The 23,726-nt window shown below is 71.2% G+C and carries 26 protein-coding genes; 14 read left to right on the plus strand and 12 right to left on the minus strand.

Annotated elements, in window-relative coordinates; translation table 11 throughout:
* Positions 1–29: 29 nt before the first annotated feature.
* Together HJC40_RS06350 and HJC40_RS06355 are read right to left on the minus strand one after the other, a co-directional pair.
* On the minus strand, positions 30–1,238 hold the full coding sequence (locus HJC40_RS06350; RefSeq protein WP_249998982.1) for an acyl-CoA desaturase: 1,209 nt from the start codon (positions 1,236–1,238) through the stop codon (positions 30–32).
* Positions 1,239–1,250: 12 nt separating this feature from the next.
* Positions 1,251–2,312, minus strand: a complete 1,062-nt coding sequence (locus tag HJC40_RS06355; RefSeq protein ID WP_374271225.1) for a ferredoxin reductase — start codon at positions 2,310–2,312, stop codon at positions 1,251–1,253.
* Positions 2,313–2,432: 120 nt separating this feature from the next.
* On the opposite strand from HJC40_RS06355, the gene HJC40_RS06360 reads away from it, so the two are divergent.
* Together HJC40_RS06360 and HJC40_RS46065 are read left to right on the plus strand one after the other, a co-directional pair.
* On the plus strand, positions 2,433–3,623 hold the full coding sequence (locus HJC40_RS06360; RefSeq protein ID WP_249998988.1) for a PucR family transcriptional regulator: 1,191 nt from the start codon (positions 2,433–2,435) through the stop codon (positions 3,621–3,623).
* 65 nt (positions 3,624–3,688) lie between these two features.
* Positions 3,689–4,168: a lipoyl domain-containing protein gene (locus tag HJC40_RS46065; protein WP_249998991.1), complete on the plus strand. Its 480-nt coding sequence runs from the start codon at positions 3,689–3,691 to the stop codon at positions 4,166–4,168.
* Here HJC40_RS46065 and HJC40_RS06370 read toward each other — a convergent pair.
* From HJC40_RS06370 to HJC40_RS06380, 3 genes are read right to left on the minus strand one after another with little or no spacing between them, the layout of a single operon-like run.
* A complete protein-coding gene (locus tag HJC40_RS06370; protein ID WP_249998993.1) occupies positions 4,156–4,353 on the minus strand; it encodes a hypothetical protein in 198 nt (65 codons plus the stop codon). The two genes, HJC40_RS46065 and HJC40_RS06370, sit on opposite strands and share 13 nt — an antisense overlap.
* A gap of 18 nt (positions 4,354–4,371) precedes the next feature.
* Positions 4,372–5,112 (minus strand): ABC transporter permease, encoded by a 741-nt coding sequence (locus HJC40_RS06375; protein WP_249998995.1) that lies wholly within the window; start codon positions 5,110–5,112, stop codon positions 4,372–4,374.
* Position 5,113: 1 nt separating this feature from the next.
* Entirely contained in the window at positions 5,114–6,049 is a 936-nt protein-coding gene (locus HJC40_RS06380) for an ABC transporter ATP-binding protein (protein ID WP_249998997.1), read from the minus strand.
* 203 nt (positions 6,050–6,252) lie between these two features.
* On the opposite strand from HJC40_RS06380, the gene HJC40_RS06385 reads away from it, so the two are divergent.
* The gene (locus HJC40_RS06385) at positions 6,253–7,200 is read left to right on the plus strand and encodes a C45 family peptidase (protein ID WP_249998999.1); all 948 of its coding nucleotides are present in this window, start codon (positions 6,253–6,255) and stop codon (positions 7,198–7,200) included.
* Here the strand turns inward: HJC40_RS06385 and HJC40_RS06390 are convergent.
* On the minus strand, positions 7,116–7,730 hold the full coding sequence (locus HJC40_RS06390; RefSeq protein WP_249999001.1) for a GNAT family N-acetyltransferase: 615 nt from the start codon (positions 7,728–7,730) through the stop codon (positions 7,116–7,118). The genes HJC40_RS06385 and HJC40_RS06390 overlap by 85 nt on opposite strands.
* Before the next feature lie 115 nt (positions 7,731–7,845).
* Positions 7,846–8,052, minus strand: a complete 207-nt coding sequence (locus HJC40_RS06395) for a hypothetical protein (RefSeq protein WP_249999003.1) — start codon at positions 8,050–8,052, stop codon at positions 7,846–7,848.
* 168 nt (positions 8,053–8,220) lie between these two features.
* Between HJC40_RS06395 and HJC40_RS06400 the strand changes: the two genes are divergently transcribed.
* The 6 genes from HJC40_RS06400 (at position 8,221) to HJC40_RS06425 (ending at position 14,234) form a co-directional block, all read left to right on the plus strand.
* Positions 8,221–9,126, plus strand: a complete 906-nt coding sequence (locus HJC40_RS06400; protein WP_249999434.1) for an ABC transporter ATP-binding protein — start codon at positions 8,221–8,223, stop codon at positions 9,124–9,126.
* Positions 9,123–9,890: an ABC transporter permease gene (locus HJC40_RS06405; protein ID WP_249999005.1), complete on the plus strand. Its 768-nt coding sequence runs from the start codon at positions 9,123–9,125 to the stop codon at positions 9,888–9,890. The genes HJC40_RS06400 and HJC40_RS06405 overlap by 4 nt, the downstream gene beginning before the upstream one ends.
* 35 nt (positions 9,891–9,925) lie before the next feature.
* Positions 9,926–11,092, plus strand: coding sequence for a hypothetical protein (locus tag HJC40_RS06410; RefSeq protein ID WP_249999007.1), 1,167 nt, complete (start codon positions 9,926–9,928; stop codon positions 11,090–11,092).
* Positions 11,068–11,778: a response regulator transcription factor gene (locus HJC40_RS06415; protein WP_249999009.1), complete on the plus strand. Its 711-nt coding sequence runs from the start codon at positions 11,068–11,070 to the stop codon at positions 11,776–11,778. The genes HJC40_RS06410 and HJC40_RS06415 overlap by 25 nt, the downstream gene beginning before the upstream one ends.
* Positions 11,775–13,214: a HAMP domain-containing sensor histidine kinase gene (locus tag HJC40_RS06420; protein WP_249999011.1), complete on the plus strand. Its 1,440-nt coding sequence runs from the start codon at positions 11,775–11,777 to the stop codon at positions 13,212–13,214. The genes HJC40_RS06415 and HJC40_RS06420 overlap by 4 nt, the downstream gene beginning before the upstream one ends.
* Before the next feature lie 204 nt (positions 13,215–13,418).
* Complete coding sequence (locus HJC40_RS06425; RefSeq protein ID WP_249999013.1) at positions 13,419–14,234, plus strand: slipin family protein; 816 nt, start codon at positions 13,419–13,421, stop codon at positions 14,232–14,234.
* Between the two features lie 57 nt (positions 14,235–14,291).
* Here the strand turns inward: HJC40_RS06425 and HJC40_RS06430 are convergent, their stop codons facing one another.
* Positions 14,292–15,689, minus strand: coding sequence for a CHAP domain-containing protein (locus HJC40_RS06430; RefSeq protein WP_249999015.1), 1,398 nt, complete (start codon positions 15,687–15,689; stop codon positions 14,292–14,294).
* Positions 15,686–16,012: a hypothetical protein gene (locus tag HJC40_RS06435; RefSeq protein WP_249999018.1), complete on the minus strand. Its 327-nt coding sequence runs from the start codon at positions 16,010–16,012 to the stop codon at positions 15,686–15,688. Before HJC40_RS06435 ends, HJC40_RS06430 begins: the two co-directional genes overlap by 4 nt.
* Positions 16,013–16,267: 255 nt before the next feature.
* Here HJC40_RS06435 and HJC40_RS06440 point away from each other — a divergent pair, with 255 nt between their 5' ends.
* The 4 genes from HJC40_RS06440 to HJC40_RS06455 all read left to right on the plus strand — a co-directional run bounded on the left by HJC40_RS06440 (position 16,268) and on the right by HJC40_RS06455 (position 20,296).
* Entirely contained in the window at positions 16,268–17,278 is a 1,011-nt protein-coding gene (locus HJC40_RS06440; protein ID WP_249999020.1) for a LuxR C-terminal-related transcriptional regulator, read from the plus strand.
* 1 nt (position 17,279) lies between these two features.
* Positions 17,280–17,756: a GrpB family protein gene (locus tag HJC40_RS06445; RefSeq protein ID WP_249999022.1), complete on the plus strand. Its 477-nt coding sequence runs from the start codon at positions 17,280–17,282 to the stop codon at positions 17,754–17,756.
* An 82-nt stretch (positions 17,757–17,838) separates the two neighbouring features.
* On the plus strand, positions 17,839–19,110 hold the full coding sequence (locus HJC40_RS06450; protein ID WP_249999024.1) for a hypothetical protein: 1,272 nt from the start codon (positions 17,839–17,841) through the stop codon (positions 19,108–19,110).
* 424 nt (positions 19,111–19,534) lie between these two features.
* Positions 19,535–20,296 (plus strand): alpha/beta fold hydrolase, encoded by a 762-nt coding sequence (locus tag HJC40_RS06455; RefSeq protein WP_249999026.1) that lies wholly within the window; start codon positions 19,535–19,537, stop codon positions 20,294–20,296.
* Here HJC40_RS06455 and HJC40_RS06460 read toward each other — a convergent pair.
* The gene (locus HJC40_RS06460) at positions 20,293–20,517 is read right to left on the minus strand and encodes a 2Fe-2S iron-sulfur cluster-binding protein (protein WP_249999028.1); all 225 of its coding nucleotides are present in this window, start codon (positions 20,515–20,517) and stop codon (positions 20,293–20,295) included. The genes HJC40_RS06455 and HJC40_RS06460 overlap by 4 nt on opposite strands.
* Positions 20,518–20,519: 2 nt before the next feature.
* On the minus strand, positions 20,520–21,341 hold the full coding sequence (locus HJC40_RS06465; RefSeq protein ID WP_249999031.1) for a xanthine dehydrogenase family protein subunit M: 822 nt from the start codon (positions 21,339–21,341) through the stop codon (positions 20,520–20,522).
* Between the two features lie 962 nt (positions 21,342–22,303).
* Here HJC40_RS06465 and HJC40_RS06470 point away from each other — a divergent pair.
* Entirely contained in the window at positions 22,304–22,480 is a 177-nt protein-coding gene (locus tag HJC40_RS06470) for a DUF1059 domain-containing protein (protein ID WP_249999033.1), read from the plus strand.
* 310 nt (positions 22,481–22,790) lie between these two features.
* On the opposite strand, the gene HJC40_RS06475 is transcribed toward HJC40_RS06470, so the two are convergent.
* Positions 22,791–23,072, minus strand: coding sequence for a hypothetical protein (locus tag HJC40_RS06475; protein ID WP_249999036.1), 282 nt, complete (start codon positions 23,070–23,072; stop codon positions 22,791–22,793).
* Positions 23,073–23,726 lie beyond the last annotated feature (654 nt).

Consider the following 23,726-nt stretch of genomic DNA (forward strand, 5'->3'; position numbering starts at 1 on the left):
CCGGCGCCGGCGTCGGAGCGTTCCCGGGATCAGGGTGTCGCGGTGCCGGCCAGCTCGGTCGCCGGCGTCGCGGTCACGGGCTGGGCGCGGCGCCAGCGCGTCGAGACAGCGGGGGCCTTCTTCTCGACCGGGCGGCGGACGGCGGCCGCGCCCCGGTTGGGCAGCGACAGCCGGATGACCTTGTACCAGGCCGACGCGACCTGCTTGGGCAGCGGGCCGCTGGTGTACGAGAGCCCGTACCGCTGGAAGAGGTCCTGGATCTTGGGGGCGATCTCCTTGTAGCGGTTGCTCGGCATGTCCGGGAACAGGTGGTGCTCGATCTGGTGCGACAGGTTGCCGGTCATCAGGTGCATGGCCCGGCTGCCGCTGATGTTGGCCGAGCCGAGCATCTGGCGCAGGTACCACTCGCCGCGCGTCTCGCCCTCGATGGACGTCTTCTCGAACGTCTCGACACCGTTCGGGAAGTGGCCGCACATGATGACCGAGTGGCTCCACAGGTTGCGGATCACGTTGGCCGTGGCATTGGCCGCGATCGTGTGCAGGAACGACGGGCCGGACAGGGCCGGGTGGACGACGTAGTCCTTGAGCACCTGCTTGCCGATCTTGTTGCGGACCTTGCGGAGGCCGGCGCGGAACTTCGGGTCCCGGCGGCGTTCCTTGGTGGCCAGGTTCTTGCCCAGCTCCAGGTCGTACGCGGCGATCCCGTACTCGAAGAGGCAGGCGTTGACGAAGTTGTAGAGCGGCTGGCCCAGGTGCATGGGGTGCCACTTCTGGTCCTCGTCGACGCGCATGATGCCGTAGCCGAGGTCGTTGTCGCGGCCGATCACGTTCGTGTACGTGTGGTGCAACTCGTTGTGCGAGTGCTTCCACTGCTCGGCCGGGGAGGCGTGGTCCCACTCCCACTTGGTCGAGTGGATCTTGGGGTCACGCATCCAGTCCCACTGGCCGTGCATGATGTTGTGGCCGATCTCCATGTTCTCGAGGATCTTGGCCACCGTCAGACCGGCCGTGCCGACCAGCCACGCCGGCGGGAAGAGCGAGAACAGCAGCACCCCGCGGCTGCCGAGCTCGAGCCCGCGCTGCCACGCGATCACCCGCCGGATGTAGGCGGCGTCCTTCTCTCCCCGGCTGCCCATGACCTCGTCGCGGATGGCATCGAGCTCGACGCCGATCTGCTCGATCTGCTCGGGAGTCAGGTGGGCGATCGGGTTGGAGTCCTTGCGCTGAATGGTGGTCATACGGGGTTCCTCTTAAAGGTCGATCTTGCAGGGGCCGGCGGCGGCGGAGACACAGGTCTGGATGGGGATGCTGTCGCCCGGCTCGGCGACGGTGAGCTGCCCGTCGCGCAGGTCGCGCACGGCGCCCTCGCGCAGCGGCAGGACGCAGCTGAAGCAGATGCCCATCCGGCAGCCGGACGGCATGAGGACGCCGGCCGCCTCGCCGGAGTCGAGCAGCGGCTCGGAGCCGTCGGTCTCGACGACAGTGCCGGATTGCGTGAACGTGACCGTGCCGCCGCCCCCGCTGCTGATCAGGGTCGGTCGGAAGCGCTCGGTGCTCAGCAGGTGGCCGGCGTCGCCGTCGGCCCAGTGCGTCTCGAGGTCGTCGAGCATCTCGTTGGGTCCGCAGGCCCACGCGCGCCGCTCGAACAGGTCGGGTACCAGCTCGTCCAGGTCGGCCGGCTTGAGCCGCCCGTCGGTACGGGTGTGCCGCTCGATCAGCCGGATCCGGCCGTCGGCGGCCAGGGCGCGCAGCTCGGCGCCGAAGACGACGGCCTCCCGGGTGCCGGCCGAGTGCACGACGACGACGTCGGTCAGCTCGTGCAGCCGGCTGCGGAGCATGCCCATGACCGGGGTGATGCCGCTGCCCGCGGTGATGAAGACCGCCTTGGCCGGGCGCGGCTCGCAGAGCAGGAACTCGCCGGTGGGCGCGTCGAGGTGCACGATCATGCCGCGGCGGGCGTTACGGACGAGGTGCGTGCTGACCACGCCGTCGGGGACGGCGTTGACCGTGATGGTGAACCGGCCGTCGCGGCGCTCGGGTGCGCTGGTGATCGAGTAGGAGCGCCACAGGCGGACACCGTCGACGTCCACGCCGACGCGGACGTACTGCCCGGGCTCGTGCCGCACCCAGCCACGACCGGGCCGCAGCAGGAGGGAGACGCTGTTCTCGGTCTCCGGACGGACCGCGTCGATCTTGGCCCGGAGCACCTGGGCGTTGCGCAGCGGAGCGATCACGTCGAGGTAGTCCGCCGGCACCACCGGCGTGGTGATCAGCTCGACGACGCGCCAGGCTCCGGCCCGCACTTTGTGTATAACAGCCACGTAACAAGCGTCACTCGTCGCCGGGGTAGATTCCTGACCACACGAAGTGAATCTAACCTTGGGTTTTGTTCGCGGGGGACAAGTCTCGGAGGATAAACAGGAGAAAGCGACGTGACTGAGCCCTTGCCAGATGTCAGAACGTTTCGCCTCGCCCCCGAGGTGGTCGCCCCCTTGCGGGACCGGCTGCCGCACGTCGCGTTGCAGACCATCGACGCGATCACGGCCGAAGTGCCTGCCTACGCCGATGCCTTCGCCGGGGCGCTGGGGTCGAAGATCGAGCGCGCCGTCCGGGCCGCGCTCGGCACGTTCCTCGAGCTGGTGTCGCGAGCGTACAGCCCCGACCCGCGATCCCCGCTGGCCCCGGCGCTCGAGGCGGCGTACGCGCTCGGCCGCGGCGAGGCCCGCAACGGCCGCAGCCTGGACGCGCTGCTGGCGGCGTACCGGGTCGGCGCCCGCGTCTCCTGGCACGAGCTGGCCGCGATCAGCCTCAGCACCGGGCAGCCCGCCGCGACCGTCGCCCATTTCGCCGAGCTGGTCTTCGCCTACATCGACGAGCTCTCCGCGGCCAGCGTGGCCGGGCACGCCGACGAGCTGGCCTCCTCCGGCCGGGCCCGGATCCGCCACCTGGAGCAGCTGGCCCAGGCGCTGCTGGCCGGCGAGCCCGAGCACACGGTCGACGTGGCCGCGCGGCGCGCCGACTGGTCCCCGCCGCGGACGCTGACCGCCGTCCTGGTGCCCGAGCACGCCGCCCGTACGGTGATCGACCTGCTCGACCGGCGCACGCTGCAGCTGAGCGAGGCCGGCCCCGGCGCCCAGGACTTCTCGGTGCTGCTGGTCCCCGACGCCGAGGGCAGCGCGCGGGCGGCGATCCTGGGCGTGCTGCGCGGTCAGAACGCGGTGGTCGGCCCGGCCCGGCCGTGGCTGCGGGTCAAGGCCTCGTACGAGCGGGCCGTGCGCACGTTGCGGACGCCCGGCGCCCCCGCCAAGGGCGTCGTCGACACCGAGGACCACCTGACCGCCCTGGTGCTGACGGCCGACCCGCAGGCACTGGCCGACCTGCGGGCCCGGGTGCTCGAGCCGCTGTCCGGCGCCCCCGAGGAGTCGGCGGCCAAGCTGGCCGAGACGCTGCGCAGCTGGCTGCGCCACCAGGGCCGGCGCGAGGACGTGGCCGCCGAGCTGTTCATCCACCCGCAGACCGTCCGCTACCGCATGACCCGGCTGCGAGAGCTGTACGGCGACCGCCTGCGCGACCCGGAATGGGTCACGTCCCTGATGATCGCCCTGGCCGTCCGCGAAAGCTGAGGAAGCACATGGTAGCGGCGTTTCGTTCTCGCGGAAGCTCGCACCGGTTGTCACGCGCCGGTGTCGTGATCGCCGTACTCATCTGGTTGAAACTCGCCGGCGAAGCAGCGCTCGGCGATCAGCGGCCGGTATTCGAACGGCAGTGGAAGGGTGCCGCGGCGGTGCTTCTTGCCGTGGCCGGGGCCATCCTCCTGTGGAAGCGCTACGGCCGGCGAGATGCTGAACCATCGGAACCGGTTCTGGCTCGGCCGGCGCCCGCTGACTCAGCTGTCCTCATCACGGCGCACAGCGTGCCCATGCCGGCGTTCGGCGACGACATCAGCGAGGGGACCGTGACGCGCTGGCTCAAACAGCGCGGAGATCGAGTCCAGGCCGGCGAGCCGCTCGTGACAGTCTCCGTCGGCAAGGCCGACATCGAGATTCCCGCCGGCGCTTCCGGCGACCTGCGCGAGATCAGCATCCCGGCCGGAACGACGGCTCCGGTCGGCACCGTCCTCGCCGTGATCGAGCCCTTCGCCGCCGGGAGCAGTGATCAGCCCGGCTGATCGCTCCGCAATCCGCCGGAAGATCCGAAGACGAGGCGGGCGATGATGTTGCCGCCGAAGGTGAGGCGGTCGACGCCCGCGGCGGCATCGGCTTGCGCGGCTGCGGCCACGCCTGCCGCCCGGGCCGTGCGGCGGCTCACCTGGCACTTCACCGGGCCGTCGGTCGCTCCGCGGCGCGGGGGCATCCGAGGCACCCTGGCGGATCACTCCCAGCGGAACCAACGGGCGGCGATGGCCATGAGGCCGACGGTCCACAGCGCGAGCACGGTCAGATGGGTCCACGTCGGCCAACTGCCGTTCGCGGCCTGGTTCAGGGCCTGCGCGGCCGCGCCGAAGGGAATCAGCTCGATGACCTGCCGCACGGTATCCGGCAGCACCTGGGTCGGCACGTAGATGCCGGCCGCAAACATCGAGGGAAAGAATACCGCCAGCCCGATCGCCTGGGCGGCCTTCGCGGTCCGGGCGAGAGCCGTGATCACCGCACCCATTGCCAGTCCCGCCAGCGTCGCGAGCAGCAGACTCACCCCGTACGCGAGCATCTGCTCCGGCAACGCGACACCCCAGACAAGGCGGCCGAGGGCGATGGCGAGCACGGCGCCGAGCACCGCAGCCGCCGCGTGCAGGACCATCTGCGCGACCAGCAGATGCGACGGCCGGGCCGGAGTGGTGCGCATCCGACGCAGGATGCCGCGCTCCCGGTACGTGGTCAGGGCGCCCGGCATGGACAGCAGGCTCGCCGTTATCAGGGCGACGAGCACAACGCTCGGCACGTAGAAATCGATGATCCGGTTACCGCCCAGACCCGGATCGATCTGCCGGTACTTCGGGATGAGACCGAACCCGAGCAGCAGCAGCGAGGGGAAGGCGAGCACCCAGAACAGCGAGCCGGGCTCCCGGGCGAACAGCTTGGTCTCGGCCTTCAACACTGCGGTCGACGCGGACATGTCAGAAGTCCCCCTGCACGGTGGCGGAGTGGTCGGACCCGGCCCCGGCGGTGATGCTCAGGAACGCGTCGTCCAGGGTGGCGTCCACGATGCGCAACTGCCGCGCCGTAATGCGCTCGCGGACAATCATCGACGTCACGGCCTGGACCGTGTCGTCATTGCCCTTGATGACCACCTTCGCTCCGTCTCGCGTGACCGACACCGCGCCAGGCAGAGACTGCAACCCGGCGTCCGGCAGCGGCGTCGACGGCCGGAACGAGATCACGACCGAGCTGTCCGAATTCTTGATCAGCGCGTCAGGGGTGTCGAGCGCCACGACCCTGCCCCGGTCGAAGACCGCGACCCGGTCGCACAGGTACTGGGCCTCCTCCATGAAGTGCGTGACCAGGAGGATCGTGACACCCGAGGCGTTGATGTCGCGGACCAGCTGCCAGGTCTCGCGGCGCGCACGAGGATCCAGCGCGGCGGTCAGCTCGTCGAACACAGCAACCCTGGGATTGCCGAGCAGGCTGACCGCGATGAACAGCCGCTGCTTCTGCCCACCGGACAGCTTGCCGAACCGCTGCCCCAGCTGCGCCTCGAGGCCCAGGCGTTCCACAAGCGGTCGCCAGTCGGCGGGGTCGGCATAGAAAGCGCTGTACATCTCCAGCGCCTCCCGCACCGTCAGCTTGGCCTGCAGCTCGCTGGCCTGCAGCTGCACCCCGAGGATCTTTGTCAGCTCGTCGTGCTCGCGGATCGGGTCGAACCCGGCCACCCGGATCCTGCCGGCGTCCGGGACCCGCAGACCCTCCACGCACTCCACCGCGGTGGTCTTCCCGGCGCCATTCGGGCCCAGAATGCCGAAGACCTCGCCCTCCGCCACGGTGAAGCTGACGTCGTCGACCGCGGTTACGGCACCGTAGGTCTTGCGCAGACCCTCAACTTCGACGATGGACATCGTGGCATCATGCCCTGCCGTCGACCAACTTGTCGCTCAACGAACCCGGCCGGCCCACCATCGAGGGCCGGTCCGGAGCTCACCGACACAGAAACCGGAAGCAGAAGCGCCTGGCCGTCGCCGATGGCGGCCACCTGGTCGTGCACCCGGCAAGTGGCTAGGTTGCCCTCAGTGGACCGATTCTCACTGGGGGAGGGGCAGCCGTGCGGCAAGAGCACAAGACTTTCCGGTCGATCGAGGTCGGCGACGGCGGTGACGGGCGGTGGGCCGCCTACGCCCGGACCCTGTGGCCGGAGATGGAGGGCCTGCTGACCGAGGAGGGCCGGACTCCGCAGGGCGCGGACCGTGTTGGGGCGCTGTTCCGAGCGCACCTGCCGGAACTGGTCCCGGTTCTGGACCGCCTGACCGGCCAACTCGACCGGCCCGAGGCGGAAGCCTTCCTCACCCACGCGGCACTGCGGCCGTTCACCCAGTCCTGCACCCAGATCGGCCGGAACGGCACTCTGCTGCGCAACTATGACCTACGGCCCGATCTGTGCGAGGGGACCATCGTCTCCTCCCATTTCCTGCGCCCCGTGATCGGGATGCAGGACATGCTGTGGGGCTTGCTGGACGGGATGAACGACGCCGGTCTCGCGGTCTCGCTCACCTGGGGCGGACGTTCCGCCTACGGACGCGGCTTTTCCATTCTCCTCCTGGTGCGCTACCTGCTGGAGACGTGCGACACCGTCGACGAGGCGGTCGGCAGGCTGCGGTCTCTTCCCGTCGCCGTCCCCCAGAACCTCACCCTTGTCGATCCCACCAAGGCGGTGACGGTGTTCGTGGGGCCGGACATGTCACCGACGCCTGCGCCGGATGCCTGCGCTGCCAACCACCAGCACCTGCCGGTGACTGACGAGCAGGAGCGTGCCCTGCGGACGCAGGAGCGGCTGCGCGCGATTCGCGCCGCGGGTGTGGACGACGTGGCGGCGATGCTGAAGCCACCGCTCTACCGATCCGTCGACGAGGAGGGGTCGAGAACGCTTTACACAGCCCGCTACCGGCCCGTCGACGGCCACGTGACGTACTACTGGCCCGGTGAGTCCTGGCAACAGTCCTTCGGCGACTTCACACCCGGATCCCGCACCGTGACCTTGAGTCCGACGATCTGAGAGGCTCTCCGGACCTGTTGATCGGCCAGGTCAGTGGGGTGCAAGTCGATGACGTAGAAGAGCAGTCCGTCGTTGTCCGTGTGGTCTACGTGCATGCCCAGTCGAGTGGCGATGTGGCGTGATGCGGTGTTGTGCGGGCGGATGCTGGCCCACACGCGACGTATACCCGCAGCCTGGCATTGCTCCAGCACCGCCGTGGCGGCTTCGGTGGCGTACCCGCGGCTCCGGTGCGAAGCCCGGATCAGATAGCCGATCTCGGGCTCCTCGAAGCTGGTCCGGCCTTTGAGCATCCCGCAGTTGCCGACCAGCAACCCCGTCTCCGAGCAGCGCAGCGCATACCAGCACAGGCCATGGTCGTGTTGCGCTGTCACGCGAGCGGCGATCCAGCGCTCGGTCTGCTCGAACGCGGTGAAGGGTCCGGATCCGATGGTGTGCGTCTCCGGATCGGCGAAGAGGGCGTGCAGCTCGACGGCGTCGTCGGCGGTGAAGGCGTTCAGCTTCAGACGCCGGGTGCTCAGCGACGGCGACATCGCGGCGCGTGGTGTGGAAGACCTTGTCGTCATTGAACCAAGAGGATAAAGCTGCTGAGCGACCGACGTTCTGGGAGTTCTCTCGGAAAGCTCTGCGGAGGCGGCCGGGTGGGCGTCAGCGGTGCAGAACGTGGGCCTTCTGCACGTCGAACTCTGCCGCGCTCAGCACACCGACGTCGCGGAGGTGTCCGAGCTCCTTCAACTGGGCGATCAACGTCGCGGTGTCGCGTTCCGGGGCGACCGGCGCTGCGGTCTGCTGCGCGCAGCGACTCTGCTGCCGGGCCGCGACCCAGACGTGATCGTTCCCGACCAGGGCGACCACTTCGTGAAAGGCCGCGCCCGGCACCTGGCCGCGAGCCCGGCATCATCCTTGCCGGATGACTCCGCCGGCGTCACGCCCGTGAAGTCCTGGGCGGGGGAAGTTCTCAGAGTTCTCCCAGAAGCTCTGCGAAGGTGGCCAGGCAGGGCGGCCACGATCTGCGGCATGAGCATGATTGACGTACGGGGACTGACCAAGCGGTACGGACCCGAGACCGTGGTGGACGACCTGTCGTTCACCGTCGAGGCCGGGCAGGTGACCGGCTTCCTGGGGCCCAACGGGGCCGGCAAGTCCACCACCATGCGGATGATCATCGGGCTGGCGCGGCCGGACCAGGGGTCGGTCACCGTGGCAGGTCGGCGCTACGCCGACCTGCCGGTGCCGCTGGTCGAGGTCGGCGCGTTGCTGGACGCCGGGGCGGTGCACGGTGGGCGGACGGCGTACGACCATCTGCTCGCGCTGGCCGTGAGCAACGGGCTGCCCCGGCGGCGGGTCGGCGAGGTGCTGGCCCGTACCGGGCTCGAAGGGGTCGCCCGGAAGCGGGCCGGTGGTTTCTCGCTGGGCATGCGGCAGCGGCTCGGGATCGCGGCGACACTGCTGGGCGATCCGCGGATTCTGATCTTCGACGAACCGGTGAACGGGCTCGACCCGGAGGGCATCCGGTGGGTCCGGGACCTCATGCGGTCGCTCGCCGCCGAGGGCCGGGCGGTGCTGGTGTCCAGCCACCTGATGGGCGAGATGGCGCAGACGGCCGACCACCTGATCGTCATCGGCCGCGGCCGGCTCATCGCCGACACGGCCGTGAGCGAGCTGACCCGTACGAGCGAAGGAACCGTCCTCGTCCGGGTGACCGATCCGGGGGCCTTCGCGCAGCGGCTGGTCGCCGCGGGGGCCACCGTCCGCGACGGCCTCGAGTCGTCGCTGGTGGTGTCCGGGATGGGTGCGGCCGACATCGGCAAGCTGGCCGCCTACCACGGCGTCGCGCTGGTCGAGCTCACCCCGCAGCGGGTGACGCTCGAGGACGCGTTCATGGAACTGACCCGGGACAGCGTCGAATACCAGGGGGTGGCGGCATGACGCACGCGCTGCGAGCCGAGTGGATCAAACTGCGGAGTCTGCGATCGACCTGGTACACGCTGACGTGCCTGTTCGTGGTGGCGCTGGGCATCACCGCGCTGGCCTCGAACGCCGCCGGCGACTCGTGGGACACCGCGACCGAGGCGGACCGGCTGGCGTGGGACCCGACCGGCCGCAGCCTCACCGCGTACATCGTCGCCCAGCTCATCGTCGGGGTGCTCGGCATCCTGGTGGTCACGTCCGAGTACGCGACCGGTCTGATGGGGACGACGCTGACCGCCATGCCGCGCCGGGGCCGGGTGCTCGCGGCCAAGGTGCTGATGGCCACCGCCATCGCCGTGGTGGCCGGCGAGGTCCTGATGTTCGCGTCGTTCCTCATCGGACAGCCGCTGATGGCCCGGCAGGGCGTGCCCAGCGCCAGCCTGGGCGATCCGGGAGTGCTGTCGGCCGTGGTCGCCGGGGGCCTCTATCTGGCCGCCATCGCCTTGCTGGCCGTCGGTCTCGGTGTCCTCATGCGGGCCACCGCGGGCGCGCTGGCCACCCTGGTCGGCATCATCCTGCTGGTGCCCGCCCTGGCCGGCCTCTTCCCGTCGTTTCTCGCCGGCCTGTTGGACTTCTGGCCGACCATCGGCGGGTCGGCTGCGCTGGCCACCGTGCCCAACCCGGACTACCCGCACCCGTGGGTCAATCTGGGCGGCATGTGCCTGGGCGTGGCCGGCGTGCTGGTGGCCGCGTTCGTCGTCTTCCGGCGCCGCGACGTCTGATGACGCCGCGACGTCTGATGACGCCGGAACCTTTGATGACGCCGGGACCGGAGGTCGCGCGCCGTCCGGCGGCGGCTGTGCGGCACGCGTACGAGGGTGCGGGCGCGGCGGCCGCCGCGGTGCTGGCGATGGCCGGCGCCGGGGCGGCCGGGCTCCTGCTGCTCGGGGCCGCAGCGGTGGGCCGGGTCGACCGGCTGACCGCGGCGGTCGTCGCGATGGCGGCGGGCGCCCCGGCTCAACTGGCCGCGACGCTGCCCGGCAAGCCCGTCTCGGTGCACGGCCGGCTCGACGTGATGCCGCTCGGCGTCACGCTGGTGGGCGCGGTGGTGCTGGGCGTGCTGATGCTGCGCGGAGGTCGTGACGGCCTGCTCGCCCGCGGCGCCGCGGCGGTGGTCGTCCTCCCCGGTGGCCTCGGCGTGCTCGCGTGGGCCGCGCGTGGATCGTTCACGCTTCCGGCCGGCGGGGCCTCGGCGGCCGTCGAGGCGCGCGGCTGCCCGTCCGGTGGGGGACTGCCGGGCGGGTCGTCGGACGCGCTCCAGGGCGGGTTCGCGGTCGCGGTGCTGCCGGCCGTCGCCGGTGCGGCCGCTCTCGTCCTCGGGGTGGTCACGGTGTGCTGGACGATCGTCCGGTTCCCGGCGGTCGGGGCCGGACTGCGGGCGTTGCGGTGGCCGGTGGCCGGGTCGGCCATCGCCGGTGCGGGGGCGGCGTGGGCGGTCGGCGGGCCGGCGGCGGCGGGCGGCGTCGTGCTCGCGCTGCCTCTGCTGGTCGGATCGCCCTGGACGATGCATGTCGAGGGTGTCGTGTCCTGCGCGGTGGACGGCGGACGGGCGCTGCCCACCGGTGGCCCGTCGGTGCTGCTGACCGTTGCCGTCGTGCTCGTCAGCGGCCTCGCCGTGGCCGCCGGCACCGGCCGCTTCCGGGTCGGGGGCCCGCTGCGCCGGGCGGTCGGCCTCGCGCTGTGGCTGGCCCCGGCGGCCGGCGTCGTGCTGGCCGTCCTGGCGGTGCTGTCGCGAGTGTCGGTCGGGCTGGGCGCGCAGGCCTTCATCCTCTCGGTGCCGCTGCTCGACCTGCGGCTGGCGGCCGACCCGTGGCTCGCGCTGCTGACCGGGCTCGGCGCCGGGGCGGTGTCCGGCCTGATGGGCAGCCTTCTCGTCGACGCCTTCGTAGGCTGGCGGGCATGGAGAAGTCCGGCTCGGCGATGACGTCCCGGGATGAACGCCTGCTCGTGGTCGATGACGAGGCCACCGTACGGGAACTGCTGTCCGCGACCCTGCGGTTCGCCGGTTTCCGGGTGGCCTCGGCCGCGACGGCCGCCCAGGCCATCGCCGCGGCCACCGAGGAGCCGCCCGATCTGGTCCTGCTCGACGTCATGCTGCCCGACATGGACGGCTTCGAGGTGGTCCGGCGGCTGCGGGAGCAGCGCCGTACGGTGCCGGTGCTCTTCCTGACCGCGCGCGACCGGCAGGCCGACAAGGTGACCGGCTTGTCGCTGGGCGCTGACGACTACGTGACCAAGCCGTTCGACCTCGAGGAGCTGATCGCGCGGATCAACGCGATCCTGCGGCGCACCTCCGGTTCGCCCGCCGGTCTGCTGACCGTGGGCGGCCTGGCGCTCGACGCCGAGGGCCATCAGGTGACCCGGCACGGCCGGCCGGTGCGCGTGTCGCCGACCGAGTTCCGGCTGCTGCGCTGCCTGATGGAGAACGCCGGCCGGGTGGTGACCAAGGCGCAGATCCTCGAGCAGGTGTGGCACTACGACTTCGGAGGCGACGCCAGCATCGTGGACACCTACATCTCGTACCTGCGGCGCAAGGTCGACGTCGAGGAGCCCAAGCTGATCCAGACCGTGCACGGTGTGGGCTACGTGATGCGCGAGCCCCGGCGATGAGCCTGCGGGTCCGGCTGCTGCTGATCACCACGGCGCTGCTGCTGGCCGGGCTGGGGCTGATCGGCACCGTCGTCTCCGACCGGCTCGAGCACTATCAGCAGGACCGGCTCGACACGCAGCTCACGTCGCTGACGTCGCTGATCGCCCGGATGACGGGGGCCGGGCCGCGCCCGGTGACCCCGGCCGCCGGCTCCGAGGTGCTCGACTCCGCCCTCGATCTGGTCGGCGCGCCGTACGTGGTGTATCTGGACGCGAACGGCACCGTGGCCGAAGGCGTGCTCTCCACGCGGCTCGACCGGGCGAGCCTGCCGACGGTCGCCGAGCTGCGGACCATTCCCACCGACGGGTCCGGGGTGTTTCTGCCCGGGGCCGACGGCACGGATCGCTGGCGGGCGATCGCCCGGCCGACCACGGTGTGGAACGGGACGGTCATCGCCGCCGTGCCGATGGCCGAGGCCGACGCCACCGTGGCCCAGCTGCGCACGACCAGCCTGGCCGGCGGGGCCGTGCTGCTGGTCGTGCTGACCGCGCTGGGCTGGCTCGCGCTCGGCCGGGGCCTGCGGCCGCTGCGCCGCGTCGAGCACACGGTGGCCGCGGTCGCCGCCGGTGACCTGACCCGGCGGGTGCCCGGCATCGCGGCGCCGACGACCGAGATCGGGCACCTGGCCGGCTCGCTCAACACCATGCTGGGCCAGCTCGAGCGGGCCTTCGCCGACCGGGCCGCCTCGGAGTCGCGGATGCGGACGTTCGTCTCGGACGTGAGCCACGAGCTGCGGACCCCGCTGTTCGTCATCAAGGGCTCGACCGACCTGCACCGGATGGGCGCCCTGGCCGCACCGGCCGACGTCGACGAGGCGATGCGCCGGATCGAGCGCGAAGCGACCCGGCTGACCGCCCTCACCGAGGACCTGTTGCTGCTCGCGCAGCTCGACGACGCGCCCGAGGGGCAGCTCGACCGGGCCCCGATGGACCTGCGAACGCTGGCCACCGACGCCCGGCACGACCTGCGCGCCCTCGACCCGTCCCGGACGGTGGAGCTGACCGGCCCGGGTGGCGACGGCCCGCCCGGCCCGGCCCCGGTCGACGCGGACGAGGCCCGGCTGCGGCAGGTGGTCGCCAACCTCGTCGGCAACGCGGTCGCGCACACGCCGGCCGGCACGGGCGTGCGCATCGGCGTCGGCACCCTGGACGGCCGCGCCGTGCTGGAGGTGGCCGACAGCGGCCCGGGGATGACGGCTGATCAGGCCGGGCTGGTCTTCGACCGCTTCTACCGTACGGATCGATCGCGTACCCGGGCCGGCGGCGCGAACGCCGGGCTCGGGCTCTCCATCGCCCGCTCACTCGCCCGGGCGCACGGCGGCGACGTCGAACTGGAGACGGCCGTCGGGGCGGGCGCCTGCTTCCGGCTGTCCCTCCCACTGTCACCCGCCGGTTAATGCGTTGTGGCTCCCGGCCGGGCTCTGTCACTCTGATCAAGGCCCCGGCGGCTTCAGAAGTAGGCGCTCACGCAGCGGATGCGTTGGCGATCAAACCACGCTGATCCGCTGCTCTCCCGGCGACCGATCCTTCTCATGGGATCCGCTACGGGGCCACCCTAATCGTTCTTCCGGGGCCGAAAGCTCCGGTGCAGAGGTGAAATCATGTCCAGCACCCACGAGGTGATCGTCCACAGCGGATTCCGCGGCCTGCGTTATCGCGACGGCCGTTTCGACGAGGTGCTCGAGCCCGGTCGCTACGAGCTGCCCCAGCGGCGTCTCCTGGGACGGCGGGTGGAGAGTGTCACGATCGTGCCGATCGACGTCCGCGAGCGCGAGCTCAACATCAAGGGCCAGGAGATCCTGACGGCCGACAAGGTCGCGGTCCGGGTCAACATCGTCACGCACTTCCGGGTCGTGGACCCGAAGGCGGCGGTCGAGGAGGTCGCCGACTACCACGACCGGATCTACAGCGATGTCCAGCTGGCCGCCCGCCGCTCGCTCGCGTCGATGACGCTCGAGGCCATCCTGACCAACCGCAACCAGCTCAGCGAGGACATCCTGCGGGACGTGGAGGGCGTCTCGGCCGGTTACGGCGTCCGGATCATCCGGGCCGACGTGAAGGACCTGGTCTTCCCGGGCAACCTGCAGGAGATCATGAACCGGGTGCTCACCGCCCAGCGCATGGCCGAGGCCCAGATGGTCGAGGCCCGCACCCGGGCCGAGCGCGAGACCCTGGAGGCCGGCTCCCAGGCCAGCGCCAAGCGGGTGGCGGCCGAGGCCGACGCCGAGGCCAAGCGCATCCGGGCCGATGCCGAGGTGGACGCGCTGCGCCGGCTGGCCGCGGCGGCCGAGGCCTACGCGGAGCACCCCGCCCTGCTGCGCCTGCGGGAGCTCGAGACGCTCAACGCGCTCGGCTCCAACGCGGCGGCCCGGCTCTACATCGGTTTCGACAAGCACAGCGACCTCGGCGCCGACTGACGAACGGCGGTTGCCGGGAACCTCGATCGAGGTTCCCGGCAACCGTTCGTCGTCAGGTCAGAGGAGCCGGTCGAAGGCGTTCCAGCCGCCGAAGCCGATCTGCTCGGCCGTCGCGCTGGAGTAGGGGACCCCGTTGTCGCGGCCGATGTTGTTCGGGTACAGCCACAGCGTGCCGTCGGTCTTGCGGACCACCATGTCGGTGAAGCCGTCGCCGGTCACGTCGGCGCCGACGACCGCGGTGAACTCGTTCCAGCCGCTGCCGATCTCCCGCGAGCCGCCGCTGTACGGCAGGCCGTTGTCCCGGACGATGTTGTTCGGGTAGAGCGTCAGGGTGCCGTCGGCCTTGCGGCCCACCAGGTCGACGAAGCCGTCCCCGGTGACGTCGGCGCCGATCAGCGTGTCGAAGGCGTTCCAGCCGCTGAAGCCGATCTGCTTCGAACCACCGCTGTACGGCATGCCGTTGTCGCGGACGATGTTGTTCGGGTACAGCCACAGCGTGCCGTCGGGCTTGCGGGCGACCAGATCGGTGAAGCCGTCCCCGGTGACGTCGGCGCCGACCAGCTTGTCGAAGCCGTTCCAGCCGTGGCCGATCTGCCGGCCCACGCTGTACGGGTCGCCGTTGTCCCGCTCGATGTTGTTGGCGTAGAGCCAGAGGGTGCCGTCGGTCTTGCGGGCGACCAGATCGGTGTAGCCGTCACCGGTCGCGTCGGCCATGACGACCTGGTTGAAGTCGCTGCCCCAGCCGCGGCCGACCTGACGGGAGACGCTGTAGGGCACACCCTCGTCGCGGATGATGTTGTTGGAGTACATCAGCATCGTGCCGTCGGCCTTGGTGGCGATCAGGTCCGCGAACGAGTCACCGGTGACGCTGTAACCGAGGTTGGGCTCGTCGACGACGCCCCCGCCGCTCACCCCGGCGGCCGTGACGTAGCCGTCGATGTCCACATCGGAACGCTGATAGCTGGACCGGGTGACCTTGCTGTTGAGGTGGCCGCCGCCGCCCTGGTTCCCGCCGATGGTGTAGACCCGGCCGCCACCGGTGCTGGTCACGATGGCGACGTGGTCGATCGGGTGGTCGTCGCCGGAGCTGCGTTCCCAGTCGAAGACGACCGCGTCGCCGGGCTGCGGCGTGTAACCGCTGGAGCGGGAATGGTAGAGCCCCCGGCTCGTCCCGTACGACTTGAAGGACTGGGCCCAGGCGTCCAGGCCCCCGGTGTCGGCCACGCCGGCGCGGTCCCAGACCCACCGGGCGAACTCCGCACACCACTGTTTGCCGCAGCTGCCGAAGTATCCCGGGTTGCAACTCTTGCCGCCGAGTTGCCCGGCCGCCACGTCGACGATCCCCTGCGGGGTGGCGGCGGCCAGGGCGGGAGTCTGCACCAGGCCGACCGCGGTCAGCGTGGCGAGTGCGGTGACCGCCAGCTTGCGGCCGGTCCTGGCAAAGGTCTTCATCATGGGGTACCCCTCAGGAGAAGTGGTCGGAAAGTCCAGTCGGCGGTGTCGGGATCGGCCGCCAGTGCCCCGGTGCAGATCCGGGCGCCGACCGCGGACGCTTTTTCGTCGCTGTCGGCCATCAAGAGAATTCCTATGTCCAGCCGGCACTCGGCCGTTTCGTCGTACGGGGAAGGGGCGGGCCGGACCCGGATGTGCTGCACCCTGTCCTCCTCGGTGGACTGGCGCCACAGGCCGTCGGCGAGTTCTGCCTGCTTATGGCCACGATCAGGTCCGGCGACCCGATAGGCGCAGAGCCGCATCCACGCCGTGGCGGGCTCGCTCATCCCCATTCGGCCCCGCCGGCGAAAAGGTTTACCGCGTTCATTGTTTTGTCAGTCATTGCTTTTCCCCCGTTGTTGTTTCGGCTTTCGTGGTGCTGGGGACAACAATGCGGCCCGGGCCGGGCGTGTTCAACGGTTTCCCCAGGGCACCAAAGTGCCTGGCACCTTCGGGACACGCATCGGTCACGGTCTTGCCCTCGGGAGCCGGAGATCCGGATAATCGAGCCCGCGACGCCTGCGTTCGGGGGAGGGCAACTCGTGTTGCGTGACATCGGTCTGTCGGCCGACGCGGAGGCGGTCTACCTGGCCATGCTGGCCTCGCCCCACCTGGACGTGCCCCGGCTCGCCGCCCAGCTGTCCCTGCCCGATGTGGCGATGCGGGCCGCCCTCGACGAGCTCGTCGACCTCTCGCTGGTCGCCCAGGGCGGCGGTGACGGCACCGGGCTGCGGACGGTCGGACCCACCGTCGGCCTGGCCTCACTGATCGCCCGGGCCGAGGCCGAGGTGGCCGAGAAGCAGCGGCAGCTCGAAGCGACCCGCACCGCCGTGATGTCGCTGGCCGCCGCCCACGAGCAGACCCGCGACCGCGAGCAGGTCACGAAGTGGACCGGCGTCGACGCGGTCCGCGGCCGGCTCGAGGAGCTCGCCGCGTCGACCACGGTCGAGTGCGTGTCGATCAACCCGAATGTCGCCCAGACGCCCGACGCCAAGCTGGCCAGCCAGCCGCAGAACCGGCGCCTGCTGGAGCGCGGCGTGGCCATCCGCGCGATCTACCAGGACAGCCACCGGAACAACCCCGCTTTGCAGGACTACGCCACCTGGATGTCGGGCCTGGGCGCCGAGATCCGGACGGCGCCGACGCTGCCGATGTTGCTGGTCGTCTTCGACCGCCGCATCGCCATGCTGCCGATCGACCCGGCCGACAGCACAAAGGGCGCGCAGGAGGTGCACGCCCTGGGCATCGTCACCGCCGTCTACGGGCTCTTCGCCCAGGTCTGGGCCACGGCGACACCGATGGGCCGCACCCCGGAACGCGACGGCGCCGGCCTCGATCCGCAGCTGCGCGAACTGACCCGGCTGCTGGCCGCCGGCTGCACCGACGAGATGGCCGCCCGCAAGATGGGCGTCTCCCCGCGGACCATCAAACGCAAGTCGGCCGAGCTGATGGAACGCCTGGACGCGCGCAGCCGTTTCCAGGCCGGCGTGCTGGCCGCCCGGCGCGGCTGGATCGACGGCGCCGACCCCGCCCCGACGCTTCCCGGCCCCTGACGTGGCCCCCGAGCTTCGGCCGGGCGCCGACTTCCTCGACGTCGCGCGGGCGATCCTCGAGGCCGAGCGGGCACGGCTGGCCGCCCTGCTGCCCGGCCCGCACGAGCTCGTCCTGGTCGGTGGCAGCTCCCGGCCCGAGGCGCTCACCAAGGGCGACGTCGACCTGCACCTGCGGGTGCCGGCCGAGGACTTCCCGTGGGTCGTCGACACCTTGCGCGGGGTCTATCAGGTGGTCCATCCGGAGATCTGGCAGCCGACCCTGGCCACGTTCGCGGTCGAGGCCACCCGGCCCACCGGTGTCGCGGTCACCCCGGCCGGTTCCGAGCACGACGTACGCTTCACCCGCACCTGGCAGCGCCTCGCCGCGGACCCCGCCCTGGTCGCCGCCTACAACGAGCTCAAGCTCCGGCACCGCGACGATCCGGCGGAGTACGAGCGGCGGAAGTCCGCCTTCTTCGACTCGCTGCAGGCCGGTTGACCGCGTCTTCGGATCCTCGGCGTGACGGCACTGGCGCAGGATTCGTACGCTGTCGCGCGATGTACCCCGATGGAGGTGTCCGGTGGTCAAGGTTCGCGGCCTGATCCTCGCCGTGTTCGTCGCGCTCGCCGCCGCGTACGTCGGGGCCTTCGCCGCCGGCCGGGTGGGTCTGGAGTACGCGCCGCCCCTGCCGTCCGCGGCCGAGAGGGAGAGCCTGACCGCCACCGCGTTCCCGGGCCTGAGGGTCTTCGGCGGCGGCGAGGCCGAGACGATCGAGCCCTTCGGCGACGGCGAGGGCGTCAAGTACGGGTCGGTCGGATACTGGGTCAAGCACACCGAGGCAACCCGGGACGTCACGACCTACACCGCCGGCGTGCGGGACAGGCTGGCCGCCGACGGCTGGCGGATCCACGACTTCGCGACCCCCGCTGCCGAGCCGCTGGTCGACGGGGGCGCGGAGTACAAGGCGACGTTCTGGGCGACCAAGTCGGGGCTGATCCTGAGCTTCTCCGACCACTACTGGACGGGGCGGCCGTCGTACGACTCACCCGGCGCGGCCGCCTTCGACCTGTGGCGCTCGCCGCCCCCGTGGATCACGGGGCTCAGCTGGGCCGGCGCCGCCGCCGGGGGCCTGGTGGCCCTGCTGCTCACCTGGTGGGTCAGCCGCCGGGCCGGCCCGCGAGCACGCCCGATCGTGGCCGGCGCGGCCGTCGTCGCGGTCGTCTTCCTGCTGCCGAGCCTGATGACGCCGGGGGAGGAGCTGCCAGGGGACAGCCCGTGGTGGGGCGGCTTCTATCACCTGGGCCGCGGACCGGCGTTGCTGTCCGCGTGGATCGCCGGCGGGATCGTGCTGTTCGCGCTGGCCCAGGTGGGGCCCGTCCGGGCCACGTTCGGGCTTCTGGGCCGTCACCTCCGGCGCCGGCCGAAGACGGCGGCCGCGGTCGTGCTGCTGGCCGTGCTCGCCTTCGCGGTGCCCAGCGTGCTGCGGCAGCCCGGCGTCAGCGGCCCCGAATGCCGCCCGGCCGGGCTGCCGGCCGAGGCGCCCGCGGCCGAGACCCGTACGAGCAGGCACGTCAAGATCTTCGTCGACAACAGCGCCACCGAGCAGGAGCGGGCCCTGATCGACGCGGCGATCTTCCGCAGCCGGTCGGGCAGCCTGGGCGAGCTGATCTGGCAACCGGGTTCGGCCGGGTTCCGCGAGACCTATTGCGACGGCGGCCCGATTCCCGGGGACGCCGTGGCCGCGCTGCCGTACTACTTCGATGTCGAGCTGGCCAACCCGGCCTATCTGCCCGCGCTGACCGAGGAAGTGACCGGCCTGGCCGGCGTGCTGGCCGTCCATCGCGTTCCGTGAGCGTGTCGCGGCATCGTCGCCCCGGCCCGACTCGCACCCACGTGATCCACCAGACGTGCCCCGGCGGATAGCAGATCGGTTGGAGGCGCGCCGGGCAACGGCCGGATTCCGTCCGAATCGTCGGACCTTTTGGAACGGCGGTATCGGCGTCGACGGTCCTTCGGCGTTCAAGATCGGGACGTTTGACGTCGACCGGAATGTCCGGCGATCAGCGATTCTTCTATCAGCTCCGGATGCCGCGGTCGCACCTTTCGGACGAAGGCGGGACCGCCGGGAGGCAGGCGCGCTGTGCGAGGCGCGTTCGACGCCCGGCCCGACGGCGGCATCCGGAGCCGCACCGACGGAGGCGAACATCACCGGTCTCGCCCTTACGGTGGCATGGCTTTCGATCCGTCGCCGATCGAACATCTGGTAAACAACAGGGATGGTTTTCCCGTGGTCGACGGTCGGCACCGTCGTGGTGAACGGCATCCGCCTCGGCTACCGGGAGTCCGGCGACCCGGCCGGCGTCCCCGCGCTGCTGCTGCACGGCACCGGCAGCAGCGCGAGCACCTGGGACCGTTTCGCGCCTCGACTGGCCGCCACCGGCCACCGGGTGATCGCCGTCGACCTGCGGGGGCACGCCACCAGCGCCCGGACGGGGAACTACTCGCTGGACGCCCTCCGTGACGACGTCCTCGGTCTCCTCGGGACGCTCGAGCTGCGCGACGCCGTCCTGGTCGGGCACTCGGTCGGCGCCTACGCCGCCCTGGCCGCCGCCCAGCACGCCCCGGACGCCGTCGCCCGCCTGGTGCTGGAGGACCTGGCGGCGCCGCCCCGGCTGATCCCGCCCCTGCACAACGGCCTGCTCCGCCTGGCCGTGACGGCCGGCGGTCTGCTCACCGCCCGTCGCGACCAGCAGTGGGGCGTCATCGGAGCGATCGTGCTCCAGCTGCTGCGTCCCGACCCGGCCTGGTGGGCCCGGCTGGCCGACGTGCGGCAGCCCACGCTGGTCCTCTCCGGCGGCCCGTCGAGCTGCATCCCGCCGCGGCGCCTGGCCGACGTGACCGCCGCCCTCCCGGACGCCCGCCTCGCCACCATCCCGGTCGGTCACCGGGTGCACAGCCTGGCCCCGGAGCAGTTCCACGCCGAGGTCCTGTCCTTCCTGACCGAACCCGCGTCCCGCGACCTGCTCGAGGCGCTCTAACCCACCCGTACGTCGGCGCCGGCGCACTGAACGGCGAAGACCAGGCACGAGCGGGTGGCTTCGCCGTCGAGCAAGACCGTGCACGCGCCGCAGGTGCCGTCCGCGCACCCGAGATCGACGGCGAGGCCGGGGCTTCGGCGCAGGGCGTCGGCCAGGGTCTCGGGCAGGTGGGAGTCGAAGTCGCGGCGGGTGCCGTTGACGACCATTTCCACGCGGGGCACGGTCACACCTTTTCCCGGGCCCGGGTCAGGGCTCGGCGGGTCAGCACCTTGACGGCCTGCCGGCGCTGCCCCGTGACGTGGGCGTCGACCTGAGCCGCCGCGTCGGCCGCGGCGGTGATCGCGGCATCGCAGAAGGTGGCTCCGAGCAGGGCCTTCTCGGCCGCGCGGGCCCGGATCGGGCAGGGGCCGGCGTTCACCAGACCGACCGCGGCCGCGCTGATCACCCCGTCGGTCACGGTCACCGCGGCCATGGCGGCCACCTCGGCGTACTTGGCCAGGGGCGGGCGGTGCTCGGCGAACCCGGCGCCGGTGCCCGGCGGCAGGACAGGCAGGCGAACCTCGGCCAGCAGCTCCTCGGGGCGCCGGACGGTCCGGTACGGGGCGGTGAAGAACTGCTCGGCGGCCACGGTCCGGCGCCCGGCCGCACCGACGAGGTCGAGCTCGGCGCCGAGGATCGTGGCCACGACCGGCCACTCGGCCGCCGGATGCGCGTACGCGAGACTGCCGATCATCGTGCCCCGGGCCCGGATCGGCGGGTGCCCGATGTATCCGACGATCGTGCGCAGCATGTCGCCGAGCGCCCCGGGGACGGCCTCCGACTCGAAGGTCCGATGCCGTACGAGAGGGGCCACCCGCAGCATGCCGTCGTTCTGAGCCAGCAGGTCGAACTCCGTCACCCGGTTGATGTCGACCACCCGCCGCGGACGCGCGTCCCCGGTGGTGACATCCAGGACCAGGCTCTGTCCACCCGCGAGAACCGCGGTGTCCCCGTCGGCCAGGGCAGCCACCACCTCACCCGGACTGCCGGCGGCGACGTACTCCATAGCAGCATCACACCTCTCCCCATGGCGCTTGCGCACGTCCACTCCCCATGGCGCTTGCGCAGGTCCACGAGTACCGCGGATCACGTTCCCGAAACGTCCCCCGATCGGGTGGAACCGGCAGCGTTCGTCATGATCCTGCCACTGCTGGTGCGTGTTTGTCCCGAGTGGACCGCCGGCAGGCAAAGGCAGTCGAGCATGATGATCTTTCCGGCGCAGGGCGGCCCGATCGCCATCGCCCAAGGTGGATCATGCCTGCGAAGGTGTTCTCGGTGGGGGAAGCATCGACGGTGCGGATACTCCGGCTGCCGATAGGGGCGGCTCCGTCGGCCGTTCGGTCACGGAGTCCAGGAAGACTGCCGGTCGTCCGTCGTCCAGAACCGCGGTCGTCCCAGCCGGTGGCGGGGTCGGCAAGAGCCCTTGAGCCGCCGCGATCGGATCAGGCGCACTGTCTGCGCCCAGCCACCGACGAAAGCTCGAGGGTCCGGGAGCTCGAGGGTCCGGGAGGAAGCAGCCGTGGCCGGGCTCGTCGACCCGAACAAGTCCTGATCGCCGTCCTCGCCAGCAAGATCACGCCGACCGTCCCGTCTATCCGGCCGGCGTGGTCGTAGCCGTCGAGGACGTCACAGCGGCCGGCCGCGACTCCACTCGTGCTTCGCGGTGCGGTTCGCCGGTCAAGACCGCGGATGACTCGGTGCAACCATGCCAATGGGTCGGGGCCGAAACCAGCGCTACTGTCGCCGACCAACCCATCGACTCGACCTCAGGGGAGACGTCTCCGCCGAGCCGGCTCGGGTGGCGGAAGAATCGCCGCTACTCCGTCCCCTCGGCAGAGCTGCCGCACACCGCGCCGCGGCGGGCGCCAAGCGGATGACCACGCGGCGTCTCCCAGGTCAGCCCCGTCGCGGACAAGATCAATGGCGGGCCGGAACGTTTATCGGCCGGGCATCGGGTACCGGTAGAGCATGACAGTGACCATCCGTTGCGCGGACTTCAACAACGACTGCCCGGCCGAGTTCACGACGCCGCAGGAGGACGAGCTGCTGCAGCACGTCGAGCTGCACACGAAGGCCGTCCACCAGCCGATGGAGTGGACCCCCGAGCTGGCCGAGGTCGTCAAGACCCACGTGAAGCAGGCCTGAACCAGGCGGATCTCTCCTGAAGCCGCCGAGCCAAGGTGCTGCGAGACTTCAGGCAGCCAGATCGGCCCCGAGGTCGTCAGGAGCTACGTCCAGCAGGGCTTCAACCAGGGCAGATCAACACCGAGGTCGTAGCGGGGTGGGTGGTGCAGATCGCTGCTCACGCCGAGGGCCCGGGCGGGGCGAGCCGGCCGCTACGCGTCCGGAACGCTCACCCCACCCGGGCGACCTGCGTGCGTGGTCACGCCCGACTGATCCTGCGGATCAGACCAAGGCGACCGCGTGCGTAGTTGCACTCACGTGATGCTGTTGATCAGAGCGAGGCGGCCGGCGGCTGGGTGTCCGGCGACTGGGCACCCGGTGACGCGCCGCCCGGTCCCGCCGAGCCGTCCTTCTCCGGGCAGTCCCACTGCGTCGCCGAGCCCGCCCCGGTGTCACTGCCCGGCGTGACGGCGCGGCCGTTGTCGACGGTGACCTGGACGGCCGGGTGCGTTCCCGTTTCCGACCCGGCGGCCAGGGCGGTCCCGCCGAAGCCGACCGCAACAGCGGCGGCGCCACCCGCGACCGCGAGACCGATGATGGTTCTGGTTCGCATGCTCAACTCCCGACTGCTTGGTTGTCCCGTGAAGACCAGACAACCAAGCAGGCCCGGAAATTGACCGAAGCGCCGCCGCCCGTCGGACAGCCCGGCGAGGACCCGGCCCGCCTGCCTGGCTCGTCCCTACTTGGCCGTCGCGTATCTGGTCGACCCGACCGGGGACTGCTCGGGCGCTGCGCCAGAGTCTGCCGCCGTGGCCAACCCTGTCAGCCGCGCTCACCCTGTCAGCCGCGCTCACCCTGTCAGCCGCGCTCGCCCTGTCAGCCGCGCTCGCCCTGTCAGCCGCGCTTGCCACGACGGCAGTCGCGTCCCGGCAAAACTTCAGAAGCCGCTCTGATTTGCCGGGCTTGCCGTCGCTGTGAAGTCTTGTTCGCCGTGCTCCGCGACAGGGCGCGTTACTGGACGCGGCCCGCCGCAGGCCCACCATCGTGGAGATCGAAGCTGGGCCTCGACAATTTCAACCCGTAGACGTCCGCCCGAGGCGCACAGTGTCAGGCCGCAAAAAGCAGTGGCAAGCTGCATAAGAACCCACTCGGTCAAGCCGGTTGCGTCTGTCCGGTCCGCCGTAGCCGGCCGTGACCGGCCTACCGTGTCGCGGCCGGCTGGCACGGTAGGCCGGCAAGTCCAGCCCAAGTCGCCTTGTGGCCGGGA

The organism is Actinoplanes sp. M2I2, assembly GCF_023544445.1.
In the GTDB taxonomy this organism is placed as follows: domain Bacteria; phylum Actinomycetota; class Actinomycetes; order Mycobacteriales; family Micromonosporaceae; genus Actinoplanes.